The 20234-nt window shown below is 60.7% G+C and carries 17 protein-coding genes; 7 read left to right on the forward strand and 10 right to left on the reverse strand.

The genetic code is table 11. From position 1 onward, the window contains the following. Positions 1–83: 83 nt before the first annotated feature. The 5 genes from AADW22_RS02955 to AADW22_RS02975 are packed head-to-tail and all read left to right on the forward strand — an operon-like array spanning position 84 to position 7566. A complete protein-coding gene (locus tag AADW22_RS02955) occupies positions 84–2222 on the forward strand; it encodes a TonB-dependent siderophore receptor (RefSeq protein WP_407474226.1) in 2139 nt (712 codons plus the stop codon). A 53-nt stretch (positions 2223–2275) separates the two neighbouring features. After that, on the forward strand, positions 2276–3097 hold the full coding sequence (locus AADW22_RS02960) for an ABC transporter substrate-binding protein (RefSeq protein ID WP_407474227.1): 822 nt from the start codon (positions 2276–2278) through the stop codon (positions 3095–3097). Next, a complete protein-coding gene (gene fhuB / locus AADW22_RS02965; RefSeq protein WP_407474228.1) occupies positions 3094–5076 on the forward strand; it encodes a Fe(3+)-hydroxamate ABC transporter permease FhuB in 1983 nt (660 codons plus the stop codon). The genes AADW22_RS02960 and fhuB overlap by 4 nt, the downstream gene beginning before the upstream one ends. Beyond that, the gene (locus AADW22_RS02970) at positions 5073–5837 is read left to right on the forward strand and encodes an ABC transporter ATP-binding protein (protein WP_407474229.1); all 765 of its coding nucleotides are present in this window, start codon (positions 5073–5075) and stop codon (positions 5835–5837) included. The genes fhuB and AADW22_RS02970 overlap by 4 nt, the downstream gene beginning before the upstream one ends. Positions 5838–5868: 31 nt before the next feature. Then, entirely contained in the window at positions 5869–7566 is a 1698-nt protein-coding gene (locus AADW22_RS02975) for an ABC transporter ATP-binding protein (RefSeq protein WP_407474230.1), read from the forward strand. A gap of 58 nt (positions 7567–7624) precedes the next feature. On the opposite strand, the gene AADW22_RS02980 is transcribed toward AADW22_RS02975, so the two are convergent. From AADW22_RS02980 to AADW22_RS02995, 4 genes are all read right to left on the reverse strand, one after another. Continuing rightward, complete coding sequence (locus tag AADW22_RS02980) at positions 7625–8983, reverse strand: sensor histidine kinase (protein WP_407474231.1); 1359 nt, start codon at positions 8981–8983, stop codon at positions 7625–7627. Continuing rightward, positions 8980–9636, reverse strand: a complete 657-nt coding sequence (locus tag AADW22_RS02985) for a response regulator transcription factor (protein WP_037964708.1) — start codon at positions 9634–9636, stop codon at positions 8980–8982. Before AADW22_RS02985 ends, AADW22_RS02980 begins: the two co-directional genes overlap by 4 nt. 112 nt (positions 9637–9748) lie before the next feature. Continuing rightward, the gene (locus AADW22_RS02990) at positions 9749–10150 is read right to left on the reverse strand and encodes a diacylglycerol kinase (RefSeq protein WP_407474232.1); all 402 of its coding nucleotides are present in this window, start codon (positions 10148–10150) and stop codon (positions 9749–9751) included. Beyond that, positions 10147–11811, reverse strand: a complete 1665-nt coding sequence (locus AADW22_RS02995) for a phosphoethanolamine transferase (RefSeq protein ID WP_407474233.1) — start codon at positions 11809–11811, stop codon at positions 10147–10149. Before AADW22_RS02995 ends, AADW22_RS02990 begins: the two co-directional genes overlap by 4 nt. A 98-nt stretch (positions 11812–11909) precedes the next feature. Between AADW22_RS02995 and AADW22_RS03000 the strand changes: the two genes are divergently transcribed. After that, on the forward strand, positions 11910–12542 hold the full coding sequence (locus tag AADW22_RS03000; protein ID WP_407474234.1) for a DUF998 domain-containing protein: 633 nt from the start codon (positions 11910–11912) through the stop codon (positions 12540–12542). 127 nt (positions 12543–12669) lie between these two features. On the opposite strand, the gene leuB is transcribed toward AADW22_RS03000, so the two are convergent. The 6 genes from leuB to AADW22_RS03030 all read right to left on the reverse strand — a co-directional run bounded on the left by leuB (position 12670) and on the right by AADW22_RS03030 (position 18207). Next, entirely contained in the window at positions 12670–13776 is a 1107-nt protein-coding gene (gene leuB / locus AADW22_RS03005; protein WP_340244465.1) for a 3-isopropylmalate dehydrogenase, read from the reverse strand. Between the two features lie 65 nt (positions 13777–13841). After that, positions 13842–14807, reverse strand: coding sequence for an endonuclease/exonuclease/phosphatase family protein (locus tag AADW22_RS03010; protein ID WP_407474573.1), 966 nt, complete (start codon positions 14805–14807; stop codon positions 13842–13844). 11 nt (positions 14808–14818) lie between these two features. Then, positions 14819–15664 (reverse strand): hypothetical protein, encoded by an 846-nt coding sequence (locus tag AADW22_RS03015; protein ID WP_005851026.1) that lies wholly within the window; start codon positions 15662–15664, stop codon positions 14819–14821. Positions 15665–15986: 322 nt separating this feature from the next. Beyond that, complete coding sequence (gene leuD, locus AADW22_RS03020) at positions 15987–16592, reverse strand: 3-isopropylmalate dehydratase small subunit (protein ID WP_407474235.1); 606 nt, start codon at positions 16590–16592, stop codon at positions 15987–15989. Between the two features lie 30 nt (positions 16593–16622). Further along, positions 16623–18032, reverse strand: coding sequence for a 3-isopropylmalate dehydratase large subunit (gene leuC / locus AADW22_RS03025; RefSeq protein WP_037942994.1), 1410 nt, complete (start codon positions 18030–18032; stop codon positions 16623–16625). A gap of 76 nt (positions 18033–18108) precedes the next feature. Beyond that, complete coding sequence (locus AADW22_RS03030; RefSeq protein ID WP_037942997.1) at positions 18109–18207, reverse strand: hypothetical protein; 99 nt, start codon at positions 18205–18207, stop codon at positions 18109–18111. A 185-nt stretch (positions 18208–18392) separates the two neighbouring features. Here AADW22_RS03030 and AADW22_RS03035 point away from each other — a divergent pair, with 185 nt between their 5' ends. Beyond that, on the forward strand, positions 18393–19748 hold the full coding sequence (locus AADW22_RS03035) for a mechanosensitive ion channel family protein (protein ID WP_005851033.1): 1356 nt from the start codon (positions 18393–18395) through the stop codon (positions 19746–19748). Positions 19749–20234 lie beyond the last annotated feature (486 nt).

Raw genomic sequence — 20234 nt, forward strand, 5'->3', positions numbered from 1 at the left:
GACAAATGACGGCGGATGCGTTCAAGACGTCGCCTTATAGCTGAGTTAAATACTCGGAAAAATAAACAGCGGGACGTACATCCATGAAGTTCACCTTTTTCTTGATGCTGGGGACCAGCGCGCTGGCCCTGTCTGCCGGTGTGGCGACGGCGCAGGACGCCGTTGATCTGGGCGAGATCATCATCCAGTCCGAAGAAGACCCGACCGGCCCGGTGGTGGGCTATGCCGCGGGCACCACGGCGTCGACCAAAAGCGGGCGGTCCTTGCTGGAAACGCCGTCCTCCGTCACGGTGGTCACCACCGACCAGATCGAGGATACGGCCGCCAACAATCTTTCAGAGGCGCTTGGCTATGCGGCGGGTGTCGTGACCGAAGCCTATGGGGCCGATCCGCGGTTTGATTCAATTTCGGTCCGCGGGGCTGACCTGCAAAACCAGATCTACCTCAACGGGTTGCAGTTCAGCCGCTCTACGCGCCCGAACTATGGCGCGCCCTCGCTTGATCTTTACGGCATGGAACGGGTGGAGCTTCTGCGCGGCCCAAATTCGGTGCTATACGGGGCAGGGTCGCCCGCCGGGCTGGTGAACCTGATCCAGAAACGCGCGCAATCTGATGGCGACACGACCGAGCTGGGCCTGCATGCGGATGGCAACGGGTCTTATTATGTCTTTGGTGATGCCAACCGCGTGGTCGATAACCGCTTTGCTTACCGCATCGTCGGCAAGGCGGGCAATCGCGTTCTGGGGATCGATGAATACGACAACCCCGGGGCCTATCTGGGCTTTGCCGCGAAATACCAGGCGACCGATGCTACGACGGTGGAATTCCTGCTGTCCTATCAGGATGACGACCCGGATTCCCCCTCGGGCGTGCCCAACGGGCTGGTCGGCACCCGTTCCGACGAAGACCTGCGCGACTTCTACTTTGGCAATGAGGCATTGGAATACGGCGACCGCAAAGTGCTTAATCTGGGCGCGCAGGTCACCCACACGTTCGATAATGGCTGGCGGCTGGTCAGCAACACGGGCGTGACGAAATTCGACTGGTCCTATTCCAACCTTTCTGTCGGCGGCGTGACCGGCACCGATGTGGCGCGCACACAGCTGTTGCAAGACGAAGATGTGACGTCTTATGCCACGGACCTGCGGCTTGAAGGCTCGGCGCTGACCGGCGATGTGCTGCATAATCTCGCCTTTGGTATCGATGCCAGCCGGTTCGAAGAAACTGCGCTCAGCGTGTTTTACTATGGTCAGGACAGCATTGATTTTGCCGCGCCAGACTACAGCCCGATCACGCCGGTGCGCGACGGGGCAAGCTGGTATGCGAACAAGAATGTGACCGTGGAACAGGTCGGCATCTACGCCAGCGACGAAATCGAATATGGCCATTGGCGCGCGGGTCTGGCCTTGCGCCATGATCGAAACAAATCCGAAGGGCAGTCCAACACCCTTTACACCGTTCCGGGCTCTGGCGGCACGCCCGGCACCGTTGATCTGACACGCGACGACAGCGCCACCACCGGTCAGGCAAGCGTTGGCTATGTCTGGGACAATGGCGTGTCGGCCTATCTGTCCTATGGCACCTCGTTCCAAAGCTTTGCAGAACCGGGCGATACGGGCACAGCGCTTGACCCGACCACGGGCGAGCAATGGGAAGTTGGCGCGAAATACCTGCCCGCCACCCTTGATGCCTATTTGTCGGCCTCGATCTATCAGCTCGAAGAGAAGAACCGCCCCGTCTATGTACAGAATGGGGCCGGGGTGCGGGCCTATGATCAGGTCGGCAAATCCCGCATCCGCGGGATTGAGCTGGAAGGCCGTGCCAATCTGGCCGACGGCTGGAGCGTGACGGGCGGCTATTCCTATACCGATAGCGAGATCATCGGCGGTGACAACAATGGCAACGAACTGGGGCTGACCCCGAAACATACCTTCAAGCTGTGGGCATCGAAAGAGATCCAGGGCGGACCGCTTGCCGGGCTGACCGTGGGCGCAGGCGCGCGGTTCATCGGGGAACGCTATGCGTTTAACGCCAATGCCAATCAGCTCGACTCTGTGACGCTGCTGGATGCGGCTGTGTCCTATGACTTTGACGACGGCACGGAACTGCAGGTCAATGTGACCAACCTGACGGACGAGGCTTATGTCTCGTCGGTGGGCTATTTCTCCACCTACTATGGCGACGGGCGCACGATCTCTGCGACGCTGTCCAAGAAGTGGTAAAACCCCTCGCCCTCACGCGCCGCGCGATCATTGCCACAGGAGCCTGCGCTCTTGTGGCATCTCGCGCGCGCGGCGCACGCGGTTGGGGGGGATCGCGCCTCGCCGCGATTGACTGGGCGATGGCGGAAACCGCGGCCGCCCTCGACCTGCCGCTGGTTGCCGTGGCAGAGAAACGTCAGTTCCTGCGCGGTACGGCGGTGACGCTGCCCCCGAACTGTGCGGATGTCGGGCTGCGCGGCAGCCCCAACCTCGAAGCGCTGAGCCTTGTCGCCCCTGACCTGATCCTGTCGTCGAATTTCTACAGTTTCGTTGAACCGCAGCTGGGACGTATCGCACCGGTGTTCACACAAAATATGTTCATCCCGACCGAACCGGCGCTGCCCAAAGCGCTTTCGGCGCTGGAGACGTTGGCAATACAGCTGGACCGCGGAGAGGTGGGCCATCGGGTGCGTCAGGACTTTGAGACCGCTTTCGATGCGCTGAGCGCACGGGCGACAGGCTTTGCCGCGCGCCCCTTTGTGTTGATGACGGTGGGGGATGCGCGTCATGTGCAGATCTATGGCAGCGACAGCCTGTATGGCGGGGCGCTTCACCGGATCGGTCTGACGAATGCCTGGGGCGGCGATACTGAACTCGGATTCAATGCCCCGGTCCCTCTGTCCAGATTGATCGATTTTCCGCAGGCGCATCTGGTCATCGCGGGCGCTTTGCCAGTGACTGCACGGCGCGCGATTGGCCAAAGCGCGCTTTGGTCCGCGCTGCCGCCCGTGCGGGCGGGTCGCGTGTCGTATCTGCCCGATCAGATGCCCTTTGGCGGCGCGCCTTCCGGGTTGCGTTTTGCGTCCCATCTTGTGACCGCGCTGGAAACCGCATGATCCGTCCGCCCTTTTTGACGCTGCCCCTTGTGGCCGCCATCGGCGCGGCGTGCCTATGGACCATCGCAGCGCTTGCCGCCCTGCCCGCTGCGCAATGGGTGCTGCCCGTCGCAGGTCCGCAAGACCTGTCGCCCGAACAGATCCTCTTTGCCTTCGGGTTGATGCCGAGGGCCGTGATTGCCCTGCTGATCGGGGCGCTTCTGGGGCTGTCGGGTGCCTTGATGCAGGCGGTGCTGCGCAATCCGCTGGCTGATCCAACGACCCTTGGCGTGGCCTCGGGTGCACAGCTGGCGCTGGTCTGCGCCACGCTCCTCTGGCCGAATATGCTCGCCCTTGGTCCCGGCCCTGTCGCATTGGTCGGAGGCGGGCTTGCAGCGCTCATTGTCATGGCGCTTGGCGCGCGGCGTGGCTTTGCGCCTGTTACGGTCACCATCGCGGGGATGCTGGTGGGCATGCTTGCTTCCGCCATCTCTACCGCGCTCACACTGGGGCAGGGGCATTACCTGCTGTCGCTGGTGATCTGGAACGGCGGGGCGCTTTCACAAGACAGTTGGCACGGGGTGACCCGACTGACTGTGGTGCTGGTGCTGGGGGCGGCGGGGGCCGCCTTGCTGGTGCGGCCGCTGGTGGCCCTAAGTCTTGGCGGGGCCACGGCCAAGGCGCTTGGGGCACAGGTCGGGGCGATACGGGTCGCGGCGCTGGCGTTGGCGGTGTTCGTCTCGGCCATGGTCTCTGCCGAGGTGGGGCTGGTCGGGTTTGTCGGGCTGGCGGCACCGGCCTTGGCACGGCGTTTGGGCGCGCGCAGCGTGGCGCAAGTCCTGCTGGCCGCGCCACTGGCGGGCGCGCTGCTGCTGTGGCTGGTGGACAGCGCGCTGCTGGCGCTTGCCGCCTTTGGGCTGCCAGAACTGCCGACGGGCGCGTTGACCGGGCTGATTGGCGGGCCGCTTTTGATCGCTTTGCTCCCGCGATTGCGCAACATTGTCCCGCCCGAGGCTGAACGTAACGACACTTTGCCACCGCGCGCGCCGCACCCGTGGCGGCGGGTTGCTCTGCTGGCCTGCGCGGCGGTCGCCTTTGCCGTGCTGAGCCTGTTTGGCACCCGCGGACCCGAGGGCTGGGGCGTGATATCGGGCGCGATTGCGGCGAGTTTCGTGCCATTGCGGGCCACGGCCATTCTGGCGGCTGCCGCTGCCGGAGCGCTGCTGGCGCTTTCGGGGGCGGCATTGCAGCGGGTGACGGCAAACCCGATGGCCGCGCCCGAGGTTCTGGGTGTGACCGGTGGTGCCGCGCTTGGCTATGCGGCGACGCTGTTCCTGCTGCCCGCCCCGTCGCCCGTGGCGCTGGCGCTCGGATCTTCGGGCGGGGCGGCGGCGACGCTGATCATCCTGTCCGCCTATGCGGCGCGCAGTGATATGGCACCGGCGCGGCTGTTGTTGGCGGGGCTGGCGATCGGAGCCTTCGCCTCGGCCCTTCTGGCAGCGATTATGGCGTCAGGTGATCCCAGAGCATGGTCCTTGCTGGGGTGGCTTGCGGGAAGCGCTACACGGGTCTCGGTCGCAGGGGCGATGGCGCTTGCCGCGATGGCGGTGGCGGCGCTTGGCGCGGCGCTTTTGTTGTCGCGCTGGTTCGACATCCTGCCGCTGGGATCGGGTGTCGCGCAGGGTCTGGGGGTGCCGCTTGGCACCGTGCGGCTTGCCGTTGTGCTGGCGGCAGGGCTGGCCACTGGCGCGGCAAGCGTGCTGGTCGGCCCGGTCAGTTTCGTCGGCCTGATGGCCCCCCATATCGCCCGCAGCCTTGGCCTGCTGCGCCCCGCGCCGTTTCTGGCGGCCAGCTGGTGTCTGGGTGCGTTGCTCATGAGCCTCGCGGCCTTTGGGGCGCGCACCGCCAGCTACCCCTACGACCTGCCGCTGGGGCTTTTCGCGACGCTGATCGGCACGCCCTGGCTTTTCATTGCCCTGCTCGGACGGAGACACGCATGACCCTCTTTACGCTCGAAAATGTCTGCTTTGACGTGCCCAAGCGGCGGCTGGTCGATCACCTTTCCTTGGCGATCAAGCCGGGGATCACGGCGCTTGTCGGGCGCAACGGGTCGGGCAAATCAACGCTGCTGAAAATGCTCGCCGCGCAAACCCGGCCGAGCGCTGGAACCATCCAATATGGCGGCCAAGACCTGAGGGACTGGACGCCGCGGGATTTTGCCCGCGATCTGGCATTTCTGCCGCAGGTGACCCCCTCGACCGAAGGGCTGTGGCTGGAGGAGCTGGTCGCGCTTGGCCGATACCCCTGGCGCGGCGCCTTGGGTCGATTGGGCCCCGAGGATCGCTTTATGATTGATACGGCGATTGCTCAATGTGGTCTGGAGCACAAGCGCGGCCAGATGGTCGACACCATGTCGGGCGGGGAAAAACAGCGGTCGTGGATAGCGATGATGCTGGCGCAGGGGGCGCGTAGCTTGCTGCTGGATGAACCGATTTCGGCGCTGGATGTGGCCCATCAGATCGACGTGCTGGGGCTGCTGCGTGAAACGGTCAACGCCGGTGCGCTTTCTGCCGTGGTGGTGCTGCATGACGTGAATATGGCGGTGCGCTTTTGCGATCATGTTATCGCGCTGGATGCCGGGCGCGTGGCGCTTGAGGGCGCGGCGCACTCCTTGCTCGACCCGGACGCGCTAGGGCGGATCTACGGCCTGCCCATGCAGGTCATCGACACAAAGCCCAGCCCCGTCGTTCATCCGATTTGACCCCGACCACATTTATCCGAAAGCCAGCCTTATGCTCCGCCAATTTTTCGAATACTATCGTCCCCACACGCGCCTGTTCTGGGTGGACTTCGGCTCTGCCGTGCTGTCCGGCTTGCTGGAGCTTGCCTTCCCGCTCGCCATCACCGCCTTCATAGATCACCTGCTGCCGCTTGGCGACCTGAGGCTGACCATACTGGCCGCGATTGGGCTGCTCTTGGTGTATCTGGTCAATACCGCCCTGATGGGGGTGGTGATCTATTGGGGGCACCGTCTGGGGATCGAGATCGAGACCGAGATGCGCCGCCGCGCTTTTTCGCATCTGACCCGGCTGTCTTGGCGCTGGTATGACCGGGCGCGCACCGGCAAGCTTGTCGCCCGCGTGACCCGCGATCTGGAAGAGATAGGCGAGGTCGCGCACCACGGACCCGAAGACCTGTTTATCGCGGTGGTCACTTTTGTCGGGGCCTTTGCGTTGATGATCAATCTGCATGTCACGCTTGCCCTGATTACGGTCGTGATCGTGCCGCTGATGGTCTGGGTGGTGGCCGTCTACGGCGCGCGCATGACCCGTTCTTGGCGCGATATCTATGCGCGTGTGGGGGCCTTTAACGTGCGCCTGGAGGAAGCCATCAGCGGCATCCGGGTCGTGCAGGCCTTTGCCAATGAAGGTCACGAAGAAACGTTGTTCGCGCGTGACAACGCAGCCTATCGCAGGACCAAACTGTCGGCCTATGCGATCATGGCGAAGGCCAGTGCGATCCACTACATGGGCCTGCGTTTCGTGCAGGTTGTGGTGATGGTGGCGGGTGCGGGTTTTGTGCTGGAAGGGTCGCTGACCACGGGCGGCTTTGTCGGCTTCCTGCTGCTGGTCAGCGTCTTTTTCCGCCCGCTGGAGAAAATTGCCGCTGTGATCGAAACCTATCCCCGCGGTATCGCCGGTTTCCAACGCTACACCGAATTGTTGCAGACCGACCGCGATGTCAGCGATCGGCCGGATGCCGTCGCAGTGACCGTCACGCAAGGCGAGGTCGCTTTTGAAGATGTGTCATTTGCCTATGACAGCCCGTTGCCCGTTCTGCACAACGTCACCTTGACCGCCAAAGCCGGTGAGACAGTGGCTTTCGTCGGGCCGTCGGGTGCGGGCAAGACAACGCTTCTGGCATTGCTCCCGCGGTTTTACGACCCTTCCGGCGGGCGGATTACGATTGATGGGATCGACATTGCGGATATGACCCTGAACAGTCTGCGCTCTCAGATCGGGTTGGTCTCTCAGGATGTGTTCCTATTCGGGTCCACCCTGCGCGAGAATATCCTGTACGGCAAACTCGATGCCACGGCGGCGGAACTGGATGCTGCGGTCGAGAATGCCCAGTTGGGCGCGCTGGTCTCCGCACTGCCCGAAGGGCTGGAAACCATCGTGGGCGAGCGGGGTGTCATGCTGTCGGGCGGGCAAAAACAGCGCGTCGCCATTGCTCGCGCTTTCCTGAAAAACCCGCCGATCCTGATCCTGGACGAGGCAACATCGGCGCTGGATCGGGAGACGGAGCGCGACATCCAGCAGGCGTTGGAGCGGCTTTCAAAGGGCCGCACCACGCTCATTATCGCGCATCGGCTCGAGACGGTGAAACATGCCGACCAGATCATCGTCATGGAGGCAGGGCGCAAGGTAGAAGCCGGAACACACGACAGCTTGCGCGCGCGCAATGGCCTTTACGCGCGGCTGACCTGACACGCATTTTATAACGCTTGGTGCTGCTTGGGCTCGCTTCCGGATCAGTTGGGGAAAGTCACCTTAGGCCGTTCGTCGTCTCGGGCAGGCGCAAGACGGCAGCAAAACCGCGCGGGCTCAGTTCCCGGGGTACGTAAATTTCAAGTTGGCATCCGGACTGGGCGCATAGATCTTGTATGATCGACAGTCCCAGCCCGTATCCGTCTGACAGCGCGCCACGCCGGTTGAACCGCTGCTTTATGCGGTCGAGGTCCGCAGGTGAGAGAGGGGCGCAATCGTTCACGACGGCAACTCTCCCCGATTGGCTGGCGTCTACAATCGTGGGCAAAGGGCCGCTAGCGTGCTTCAGGGCGTTGTCGAACATATTGTTCAGGATGATCCCAAGGGCATCCGGATCAACGCGCGTTAAAAAATGTGTTTCGGGAAACTTCAATTCGATCTTTCCCGGGGTGCGGCTTCGGCTGCGCATCTCGGACATCAAAAGCGTGATCACCGGGGAAACATCCGTCGCGACCGCATTGAGGCCCAGTCCTGATTGCGCCCTTGATAATTGCAATAGGCGCTCGATCAAGCGCTCAAGCCGCTTCAGACCTGTTTCGATTTCGACGATATTGTCGATCTTTGCGGGGTCGCTCAGCTTTGCCCGCAGCCGCTGCGCCTGCGCCAGACAAATGGCAACGGGCGTTCGCAATTCATGCGCGGCATTCGTGGCAAAGGCACGTTCTGCGGTGATGGCGCGGTCAAGTCGCCCCATGAGCCCATCAAGCGTATCAATCGCCGGGGTTATTTCGGAAAAGACATTCTCGCGTTCAATCGGAGAAAGGTTGTGTTCGTTCTTTTCTGCGATGTTCCGGCTGAGCTCGGCAATCATCGCGACTGATCGTCGAACCGCCCAGAAGGAGGATAACGCAAAAAGCGCCCCCAACAGGCCAAAACCGATCGCCACAGCGATCACCACATCGGTTATCGCCTCATTGCGTTCCACCATCGGCTCGGCCACAACGACGCTGCCCGTCTCGGGCTGATCTGAACGGAGCATGATAAAGCGATGCCCGGCGGCGGTGCTTAGCCCGGTGGCCAATGGCGTGGGAAGCGCGAAAGCACCAACGCTTTTTGACTGCGCGTAGACCTGACCATCCGGATCCAGATACCACATCAACGCGCGTTCATCCGGCTTACGCAGTTTGCTTTCAAAATCCAGCAAGCCGCCCACGTCAAAGCCCGCGTCGCCTTGGGTCGTTTCGATGAACTCCACCAAGAGATGCGCCTTGCCAATCAGGCTGGCATCAAGCAGCTCGTCATACTCGTCCTTGAAGATATGCTGGACGATCAAAACGCCAATCACCATCACCGCCAGCCCGGGCACAAGCAGCGATCCAAGCAGCGACTGAACCAGACTTTTGTGGCGGCGTGTCATGACGTCAAGGCGTAGCCTAAACCACGGTGCGTGGCGATAAGGTCTTTGCCTAATTTCGTGCGCAAACGGCTGATATGTGCCTCGATCGCGTTGCTTTCGACTTCTTCGCCGTAGTCATAGATGGCAGCTTCAAGGCTCTCCTTCGGCACGATCTGGGGTTTGCGGCGCAGTAGCGTTTCGAAGACACCCCATTCCTTAGCGGTCAGACGTACGGGCTGTTCAGCGCGCATGACGGTGTGATCGGACAGATTGACCACCACATCGTGCAGCTGAACCGTTTGGGCAAACTGGTTGGCGCTGCGTCGACAGACGGTATGGATGCGCGCTTTGACCTCATCTAGGTCAAAAGGCTTGATCACATAGTCATCAGCCCCCCTGTTCAACCCCTCTATCCGGTCCGACACCTTGTCGCGGGCGGTGAGAATGAGGATCGGCGTGCGTATGGCCTTTGCCCGCAGCTTGCTTAAAAAATCCAACCCGTCGCCATCAGGCAACTGCAGGTCCAGAAGTACCACATCATAGGATAGCGTACGCAGCGCGGCGTCTGCCTCGTCCAGGGTGCAGAACCATTCGACAATGTGACGATCCGCCTCCAGATGCTCTTTCAGCGGCCGCGCCAAAGCTTTTTCATCCTCGATCAAGAGTATGCGCATAATGTTACTGTCCAGTTCCCAGACGCGGCTTAGCCAATTCGGCTGCCGCTGACATGATCATAGTTTCAGGCTTAGGGCATTCTATTTTCTGCGACCGGTTCATCGGCATATCTCAGGCCATCCCGAAATAGCGCAAAGCGACCACAGCCATGAAAAAACCGTTCGCGAAAAGCAAACACATGGTCGCGAGCGAACCAAGGTCTTTGGCATCACGGGCGAAAACTTCCCACTGTGGAGCGAGGTGGTCGACGATGCATTCGATCGCCGTATTCAGAGCCTCGACCGCGACAAGAGCGGAAAAGAGGACCAGAAAGACCAGAAAATCAGCGACACCCGCATCCAGGATGTAGAGCAGAACACTACCGACTGGCAGCGCCACAATGATATGCCTGAACGCGGTTTCCATCCAAAGACGTCGCAGCCCGCCAATCGAATAGCCCGCAGCGGCAAACAGATGGGCGACCCCCGTAACGCGTTCGGGTTTCTCAAGCGGTTTGATAATTTCCGGCTTCATATCTTGGCCACCTCAGTATTTGTTTTGCAGGAAGCGAAGATATCCAGATCGGGGTTACGCTCTGCGGTGTTGATGTCGAGCATCCCAAGTAGGGAATGGAACAGGTTGTCGTGTGACAGCGGCTTGTCCTTCTGTTCCGCCACACAGCTTTCATCGATGCCAAAGCGGGTTCGGAATGCGTCTGACATCCATAGGAGCATCGGGACATGGGTCTGCGTGTCCGGGGCCATGAAATAGGGTGCCCCGTGCAAATACAGCCCGCGTTCGCCAAGCGATTCACCGTGGTCGGACACATAAAGCAGTGACGTGGCCAAAGCTTCATTCGCGGCAAGCATTTTTATCGTCTGGGCAAGGATCTGATCCGTATAGGCGATGGTGTTATCATAGGCATTGGTGATCTCCTGCGGGGTGCATTTCTTGAACTCCGCCGTACGGCATGCGGGTGTGAAGCGTTCAAATGCCGCCGGATAGCGCTGATAATAGGTCGGCCCGTGACTGCCGATCTGGTGCAGAACCAAGACCGTGTCCTGCTTGATCGATGCGATGTAGTCTTTCAACGGCTCAAGGAATATGCCGTCGATACATTCACCCGTTGCACAGAACTCCGGGTCGGTCAGATCGTTGAACCTGCGCGTCTTGAAACGTGCGGCAATCGCTTTGTCGCCGGTGTTATTGTCCCACCATTCGACCTGCAGCCCGGCATGCCCGAAGACATCTAGCACATTCTCGGTCGAGGTGCCTTTTTCAAAGCTGTAGTCATCTCGGCTGTATTTTGAGAACATACAAGGCAGTGACACCGCCGTGGCAGTGCCACAGGACTGGATATTGCTGAAGTTGATAATTGGCAGCTTGGACAGCTCTGGGTTCGTGTCGACGCCGTATCCGTTCAAGCTGAAATTCTGCGCCCGCGCGGTTTCCCCCGCAACGACAACGGTCAGCATAGGCTTTTGCGGCGCGTCATAGGCAGAACCGCCCCTTGCATCCGTTCCGGTGCTGGTGAGGACCAGATTGGCCGAACGCGACATCATCTTGGCGTATCGGATCGCGCCTACCAACGGGGCGCCGGGCTGGTAGCTGCTCATGAAATCCTTCCGCTCGCGCAGGATCGACGCATAGGATTTCAGGTCTGACATCAGCAACCCTGCGGCCAATGCAAGGCTGACAACAAAGGTCACTATCGGCGTTACAGCCGCCCTGATCCGCGTCTGGGGTCGAATGGGCACCCACATCACAATGAGCGCGGGCAACACACCGAAGACAATAATATGGGTGATGTAGCCAGGTGTTATCAGATGCCGGGATTCCGCGACGGTGGTCACCATGACATTCTGGATCATATCGCGGTCAACGATAATGCCAAGTGTATCGACGTAATAAGACGTCATGGCGGCCAGTATGAGCATCGAGACCAGAAACGGTTTAACCGTCCATGGGTATGCGAAAAGGCTGAAGGCGGCCAACGTCAAAAAGAACACAGCCCCCATAAAGCCCACGAGCGACAATAGGTGCCCCGAGAAGACATCCCTTGAGATGTTCCAGAATGTGCTATTATCGACACTGAACACGAATGCGATGGAAAGAACGGTCAGCAGCACGGGGGAGATGCTTATCCGTTCACGCAGAACGGCTAGCCGGGATAAAAGGGTCTTCACAGAGGCCATAATAGAGCTTTCGCAGATTTAGATGCGTGCTCATGACCAGCGTAAGCTTACGAAAAGCTTACGATCGGAATTTTTCATTTTTAAAAGGTAAATTGTACATGGAGAACGAAACCGGCGACGCAGCAGTTCGAGAAAGGCCCGGGCTCGTGCGCCTCCTTGCGTGGTACGCGATATTTGGCTGCATCCTGTTTTCGGTGATGATCCTGATCGCGGATTTTGTTGTTCCGGGCCACGACTGGATCGCCGACACCATCAGCGATCTTGGCGCGGGTGAATATGAATATATTGTCGATATCGGCATCTATGCGTTTTCGGCTTCACTGATATCGGTCGCTTTACTTGCCGCGCATATTCATCTGGGCAATTGGCGCTGGAGCGTCGGGATCGTGGGCTTCACCGTCTTGGGGCTGATCGTCTTCCTTGTTGGCGCGCGGAATGAATACGGCGACAACGACAACGATGGCGTCGTGATCCATAGCTACCTGGTCTATGCTCTTGGCCTTCTTATGGCGATCTTGCCGTGGTCCATGTCAGAAGGGGCGCGCTGCTGCGGTGCAATATACGCCAGAATTCTTGTCGGTCTCTCCGCGCTCTGGACCGTCTCGGCACCGGTTTTTTTCATGCTACCCACCGATGTCGATGGACTGTACGAACGGTATCTCGGTGTGATTGCCATGGCGACGGTGATCACTCTGGCGACGTTGTTTCTGCGCCGGCAGGGGCGCGGATAGGGTCACGGCTGCTGCATTCGCTTAGGCCCGCTTCGACGGGCGTGGCTGCGGCATGCGGCAGCTTCTGATGCGTCCGGCGAAAGCAAAGCAGCCCCGCCGGTCATCCGGCAGGGCTGCGCTTTATGTCTTACACGCTCGCGTCCAGGGCGGCGAGGATCGCGTCGCCCATCTCGGAGGTCGAGATGGGTGAGCCGCCTTCGGGGCCCATCAGATCCGCGGTGCGTGCCCCATCGGCGAGCACTTTTTCAACGGCTTTTTCCAGACGCGCGGCTTCATCGCCCTGGTCGAAGGAATAGCGCAGCGCCATGGCAAAGCTGAGGATACAGGCAATGGGGTTCGCCTTGCCTTGACCCGCGATATCGGGGGCAGAGCCGTGGACGGGCTCGTACAGCGCTTTGGGGCGGCCATCGGCATTGGGCGCACCCAGCGAGGCAGAGGGCAGCATCCCCAGCGAGCCTGTCAGCATCGCGGCACAATCGGACAGGATATCGCCGAACAGGTTGTCGGTGACGATCACGTCGAACTGCTTGGGCGCGCGCACCAGTTGCATCGCGCCGTTGTCGGCGTACATGTGGGACAGCTCGACATCGGGGTAGTCTTCGTCATGCACTTTCTGCACGACTTCGCGCCACAGGATGCCGCTTTCCATGACGTTGGCTTTCTCCATCGAGCAGACTTTGTTGCCCCGACGACGTGCCAGTTCAAAGGCTGACCGCGCGACACGGTCGATCTCGGATTCGGTGTAGCGCTGAGTGTTGATGCCGACGCGTTCGTTGCCTTCCTCGAAAATTCCGCGGGGTTCGCCAAAGTAGACACCCGATGTCAGTTCGCGCACGATCATGATGTCGAGCCCGGCAACGAGGTCTTTCTTCAGCGAGGAGAAATCCGCCAGCGCGTCGAAACACTGTGCCGGACGCAGGTTCGAAAACAGGTCCATTTCCTTGCGCAGGCGCAGCAGGCCGCGTTCGGGTTTGACGCTGAAATCAAGTTCGTCGTATTTCGGCCCGCCAACGGCACCCAGCAGAACAGCATCCGCCGCCAGTGCTTTGGCCATCGTGTCGTCATGCAGGGGGGTGCCGTGTTTGTCATAGGCGGCACCGCCGACCAGATCGTGATCCACGTCAAAGGCCAGATCGCGCTTGTCGCCAAACCAGTCGATGATGCGAACAACCTGGCCCATGACCTCGGGGCCGATGCCGTCACCGGCGAGGATTAGCAATGTGGGGTTGGCCATGCGATGTCTCCTGAAAAATACGTTGATAGCGGGGTAGCGCGGGGAGCCAGAGGGGTCAAGAACGGCTAGCGGTCAAGATCGACCCAGACCACGCCATGGCGGCTGGCAGCAGGGTCGCGGGTCACGCCAGCGGCGACGATGCGCCAGTCGGTTGAGGGCAGTAGATAGTCGACACGCATATCGCCCAAACCGTCGAAGGTGACGGTGGGCTGACCCGCTAGCGGGTCTTGCAGCGCGGGGTGATTCAACAGCGTCTGGATCGCGGCGCGCAGCCCTTCGCCTTTCGCCGGATCAAGATTTGCATCCCCGAGCAGGATAAAACGGTCTGTTGGCGGCGGGCCGAAGCTGCCCGCCAGATAGTGATCCCAGAACAGGATTTCATCATGGTTGCGTTTGCCGTTGCGGTCCTCTGGTCCGTCGAACACAGGGGGCGTGGCATAGAAGGTCAGCAGGGTCAGGGGCGCTTGATCTGGGATGTCGAGGGGCACGACCCATGCCCCGTGCGAAGCAAGCCGCTGCACCTCTTGCGCCGCGGCAGAGGGGAAGGGGCGATTGGCCGTCTGCGGCAGCAGCGCATCGGGCAGGTCACGCCACAGGAAATCGCTGTAATCCTGAACGTCGGTGCGCAGCACGGGATAGCGCGACAGGATCGCCATCGCGCCCGCGCCGAAGAAGCGGCCATAGCCCTGACCATCGCGCGCTCCGCCCGTTTTACCGTCGCCGTCCATATCCAGACCCGTGGGCCGTCCCGCATTCGGGGGCAGCGCGAAACGGTAGGGGTAGCTGGGGCCAGCCTCGCCAAGCCTGTCCGCCAAAGCGCCAAGCGTTGTGCCGCCAAGATCGTAATCCACCCCCTGCAGCACGATGATATCGGCAGCAACATTTTCCAGCAAGCGCGTCACAGCGGTAACCTGCGGGTCCGACCCTTTGGCAATGTCGCGCAGCAGCAGACCCGGTCCGGCCCGCGATAATTCGGTGTTGAAGGTGGCGATGCGCAGGGGCTCTGCGACCGCGGGGGATGCGGCCAGCAGAACGCCTGCGATCAGGCTGGCTGCAAGCCGTGATCTTTCTCCGCCTCGTCGGCATAGGCGCGACGGCGTTTCTCTTCGATCATCTCGGCGATCTTGCCCATGGCAATGCCGCGCATGATGATGCTGGCAGGAAGGAAGGCCCATGCGGCGACTGTCCAGATCTGGGTGTGCGGGTTCTGCAATGTAATCGGGTCTAGCAGATCGGCCGCCGCTTTGACTACTGCGGGGATCAGGAAGGGCAGAAGGAAGCCAAGCGCGATATTGATCCGTGCGTCCCGTTGCAGACGATAGATGACATCGCCGCCCGCGGTCGGGTCGAAGAGCGGCAGGTTCACCCAGACGTTAAAGGCCCCCTGACGCACTGGCCAATTCATGATGCGCACCAGCACCAGAAACGCCCCCATCGAGATCAGCGAGATCAGATAGGCCATGCCCGCGGACGTACGGACCGATGTCACCAGCGCGTCGCTGGCGCTTTCGGGCAGCATCAGGACAATCATGCGCACCGGCGAAAAGGGGAAATCCATCGCATTGCCAAGGATCGTCCCGATAGAGGTCATGGCACCGCCCAGAACCGAGGGGCTGACCTTTTGCTTCAGGATCAACGTCAGCAGGATGATCGTGACCAGCAAGCAGACATAGCGCAGCCGGTTGAAGGGGGCCGCGTCGCGGAATTCGATAATGCTGGGGAAGTTCGAGTTGTATTCGATGAACGTGAGGAAACAGGCGATCAGCGCCACCAGCATTGTGATCTGGCTGGAATCGTTCAACGCATCGGGTAACATGAGGGCGGGCGTTGCAATCAACAATGCTACCAGAATGCCACGCGCTGCCGCGCCGGATATACGTGCAATCACAAAACTACCCTTCCAAACTGGCCAGCCACGATTCTTTGCCGCGTACTTGTTCCAACTTGATGCCCTCGGGTGTCGAAGGCCTGCCTCAGAATTGCCTCAATTGTGTCTTCTTTCGCCACATTCCTCAAGCCCGTTCCTGACGATGCGCGCGGATCTGAGACATTTTGAGCGCAGGTGTGGTGCGATATTGCATCATAGCTGCGGCGAAAATGACGCAACCCGCGGTCTGTTGTGGGCAACAAAGCGGTGCCCACAACCATGTATAGAACTCAACCCGTGGTTAGGTCAAGCGCGCCAGCCCGTCGGGCCGGGCCCGTGAGGGTCAGACCCAGGGGCGTGCCTGCGCCGCGGCAGTTTCGAAGCTGTCGATAGAGGCCGCTTTTTCCAGCGTCAGACCAATATCGTCGAGCCCGTTCATCAGGCAGTGCTTCTTGAACGCGTCAACCTGGAAGCTGATGACCTCGCCGTCAGAGCTGGTAATCGTCTGCGCCTCAAGATCCACTTCGATCCGCGCGTTAGAGCCTTTTTCGGCGTCTTTCATCAACAGGTCTACCTGCTCTTGCGGCAGGGCGATCGGCAGGATGCCGTTCTTGAAACAGTTGTTGTAGAAGATGTCCGCGAAGCTGGGCGCGATGACACAGGTGATGCCGAAATCGGCGATGGCCCAAGGCGCGTGTTCCCGCGAAGAGCCACAACCGAAGTTATCGCCCGCCACAAGAATCTGCGCGTCACGGTATTGCGGTTTGTTGAGCACGAAATCCGGTACTTCGTTGCCGTCGCGGTCATAGCGCATCTCGTCAAACAGGTTAACGCCAAGGCCCGACCGTTTGATCGTTTTCAGGAACTGCTTGGGGATGATCATATCGGTGTCGATATTCACCATCGGCATGGGGGCCGCGATCCCGGAAAGCTTGTCGAATTTGTTCATGGTTTTGTTGTCCTTTGATCTGCTGGCCGCTTACGCGTCGAGCTTGCGGATATCGGTCAAACGTCCGGTAAGAGCGGCAGCGGCAGCCATCGCGGGGGACATCAAATGGGTGCGCCCCTTAAAGCCCTGACGGCCTTCGAAGTTGCGGTTCGATGTCGATGCGCAGCGTTCACCCGGTGCCAGTTGGTCGGGGTTCATCGCCAAACACATGGAGCACCCCGCAAGGCGCCATTCGAAACCGGCATCCTTGAAGATATCGGCAAGCCCTTCTTCCTCGGCCTGCGCCCGCACAAGGCCGGAGCCCGGGACGATCATGGCGCGCATGCCGTCCTTGATCTTCTTGCCTTTCAGAACCGCCGCCGCAGCGCGCAGGTCTTCGATGCGGCCGTTGGTGCAAGACCCGATGAACACGGTGTCGATCTCGATATCGGTCAGCGCCATGCCTTCGGTCAGGCCCATGTATTCGATCGCGCGTTTCGCTGCGTCGACCTTGCCGCCGGTAAAGTCCGATGCCGCGGGCACTTTGGCGGTGATGGGCAGAACATCCTCGGGCGAGGTGCCCCAGGTGACGGCTGGCGCGATGTCTTCGCCCTTGATCGTGATGACCTTGTCCCAATGGGCGTCGTCATCGGAATACAGAGTTTTCCACCAATCCATCGCGGCTTCCCACTGGGCACCCTTGGGCGCGTGGGGGCGGCCTTTGCAATATTCAAACGTCTTGTCGTCCGGCGCGATCAGGCCAGCGCGCGCGCCGCCCTCGATGGCCATGTTGCAGACGGTCATGCGGCCTTCCATCGACAGGTCACGGATCGCCTCGCCGCAATATTCGATGACATAGCCGGTGCCGCCCGCCGTGCCGGTTTCACCGATCACGGTCATGGTGATGTCCTTGGCCGTCACACCGGGGGCAAGTTTGCCGGTGATCTCGACCTTCATGTTCTTGGATTTCTTCTGGATCAGCGTTTGCGTCGCCAGCACGTGTTCCACCTCTGAGGTGCCGATCCCGTGGGCCAGCGACCCGAAGGCACCATGTGTCGCCGTGTGGCTGTCGCCGCAGACAACGGTCATGCCGGGCAGGGTCCAGCCCTGCTCGGGGCCGACGATATGCACGATGCCCTGACGCACGTCGGACACGGGGTAGTAGTGCAGGCCGAATTCCTTGGCGTTTGTATCAAGGGCGGCCACCTGAACGCGGCTGTCTTCGGTCATTGTCGCGGCGTTGGCGCGGTCCAGCGTGGTCGGCACGTTGTGATCGGGCACAGCGATGGTCTGGTCAGGGCGGCGCACGGTGCGGCCCGTCATCCGCAGCCCTTCAAAGGCTTGCGGGCTGGTCACTTCGTGGACGAGGTGACGGTCGATGTACAGAAGGCAGGTGCCATCGTCGGCCTCGTGCGCGACATGGGCATCCCAGATTTTATCATAGAGCGTTTTGGGGGACATGTGGTCCTCTCCCGTATGTTATGTAAGCGAAGTATAGGGGTGTACGAAAGACGAGCGCCAAGGCGCGGGCGGGCGTTTATAGTCGCGCCAGCACGGTGTGGGTTGCCCCGAAAAAGCGTTCGCGCAAGCGGGCGCGGTCGCAAATGTCGAACAGATCGTCTGAAACATGTGTCATAGCGGCTTAGCTAGACGCTTTCGGTCATGTGATCAAGGATTCTGACGGTGTGCGGTGGTGGCGCGGTGGTGGCGCGGCTGCATCGGATCACGTGCTTGTGCACGGACGGGGGTATCCCTTCTTGCGCGGTGCGCGGGATTGTCCCACCATTGAAGCCCTGTACAAGTTTGTTGCCTTGAAAGTTCATGATGACCCCAGACCCCTTTGCCCATTTCCTTGAGAGTATCCAGGCGTTGATCGCAGGGGGGATCGGATTGGCGGAAAGCCTGATGCAGCCCGGCTGGCGTCAGTACCAGATGTTCATCCTGCTCGGGCTTGCGCTGATATCATGGGGGCTGCATCACGCCACGGGCAACTGGCTGCAAAACTGGGTCCGCTCGCGCGAGGGGTGGTCCAAGTGGCAGCTGCGCATGGTGGTGCAGGTCAAGCGGCGTCTGGGGCTGATGTGGTTCGCCCTGCTGGCAGGGACGGTCTATCTGGTGATGCAGAACATCACCTGGCCGTCGCGGTCCTATCTGATCGGCATATTCGCAACGCTGGTGGCGGTCTGGGTCTGTATCGCCTTTGCGGCGCGGCTGGTGCGCAACCGCCCCATGCGGCGTCTGGTGACATGGGGGCTGTGGATCTACGCCACGCTCTATGCGCTGAACGTGGTTGATGATGTCTCGGCGTTTCTGGATTCGGTGGCGCTGTCGATCGGGGATTTCCGGCTGTCGCTGCTGACGGTGATCACCGCGCTGGTGGTGATCGGTCTGTTCTTCTCTGTGGCGCGGATCATCAGCCAGACCAGCGCTGCCACGATCCGCAAGAACGAAGACATCAGCCCCTCTATGCAGGTGCTGGCGGTGAAGGGCGTACAGCTGACGCTTTATGGCATCGCGTTCTTTATGGGGGTCAAGGCCGTCGGGATTGACCTTACCGGGCTTGCGGTGCTGTCGGGGGCGATTGGTGTGGGCCTTGGTTTCGGCCTGCAAAAGGTCGTGTCGAACCTTGTGTCGGGGATCATCATCCTCATCGACAAGTCGATCAAGCCGGGGGATGTGATCAGCCTTGGCGATACCTTTGGCTGGATCCAGACCTTGGGTGCGCGCTATGCCTCTGTCGTGACGCGGGACGGGAAGGAATATCTGATCCCGAACGAGGACCTGATCACCGGTCAGGTGGTGAACTGGTCCCACTCCAACGATTTTGTGCGGCTCGATATCTATTTCGGCACGGCTTACGGGGATGATCCCCATGTGGTGCGCAAGCTTGCGGTAGAGGCCGCAAGCGGGGTCGAGAGGGTGCTGAGCTTCAAGGCGCCAGTCTGTCATATCGTGGGCTTTGGGGACAGCAGCGTCGATTATATCCTGCGCTTCTGGATCAAGGACCCGACAGGCGGTCTGACCAATATCAGGGGCAATGTTTATCTGGCGCTTTGGGATGCGTTCAAGGAGCATGGCATTTCGATCCCCTTCCCGCAGCGCGAGGTCAAGGTTCTGGACGACAGCAAGCTCGCCCTGTCCCGCGCGGGTGCAGGTGCCGGATCAACACAGGAATGAGCGGCGGGAATCAGCGGGGCCGTGAACCGGTCGTGACTGCGCCCGAACCGCCATATCCCCCTGTCGCGGGCGCATGGCAGCTTTGCGACGCTGTGGCACGACTGCCAGCCCGAGCCGGACAGATGGCATATGCGCCTATCGGCCAGACCTTCATGGCGCTGCGAGGAGGGTGGTTGTCGTACCCCCTGACAACGCCAGTGCCGTCAGTAAAAATTCACAGCGGACAAGAGTTTGCCCGTCAGGGCGTGCCATTCTCTGGCCGCGTCACGGGCGGCCCGTCAAAGCGGTGGTGTCGCGGCTCTCGGAACGGTCCCGACTGGCGCGCGCCGGTAAATGCCGGTCATGGCCGCTTGTCATTGAAATTTCACTTCGGCGTGCCTATTCTAGGACATCCCCAGCGCCGGGGGACTGTCGGCGCGTCTAAAGGAGGACAATGTCCTGTCAACGCTTTCAAATGCAGTTCCGACTGCTACCCCGCAGGCAGCC

The sequence above is a fragment of the Sulfitobacter sp. PM12 genome, from assembly GCF_045586035.1.
Lineage (GTDB): Bacteria > Pseudomonadota > Alphaproteobacteria > Rhodobacterales > Rhodobacteraceae > Sulfitobacter > Sulfitobacter pontiacus.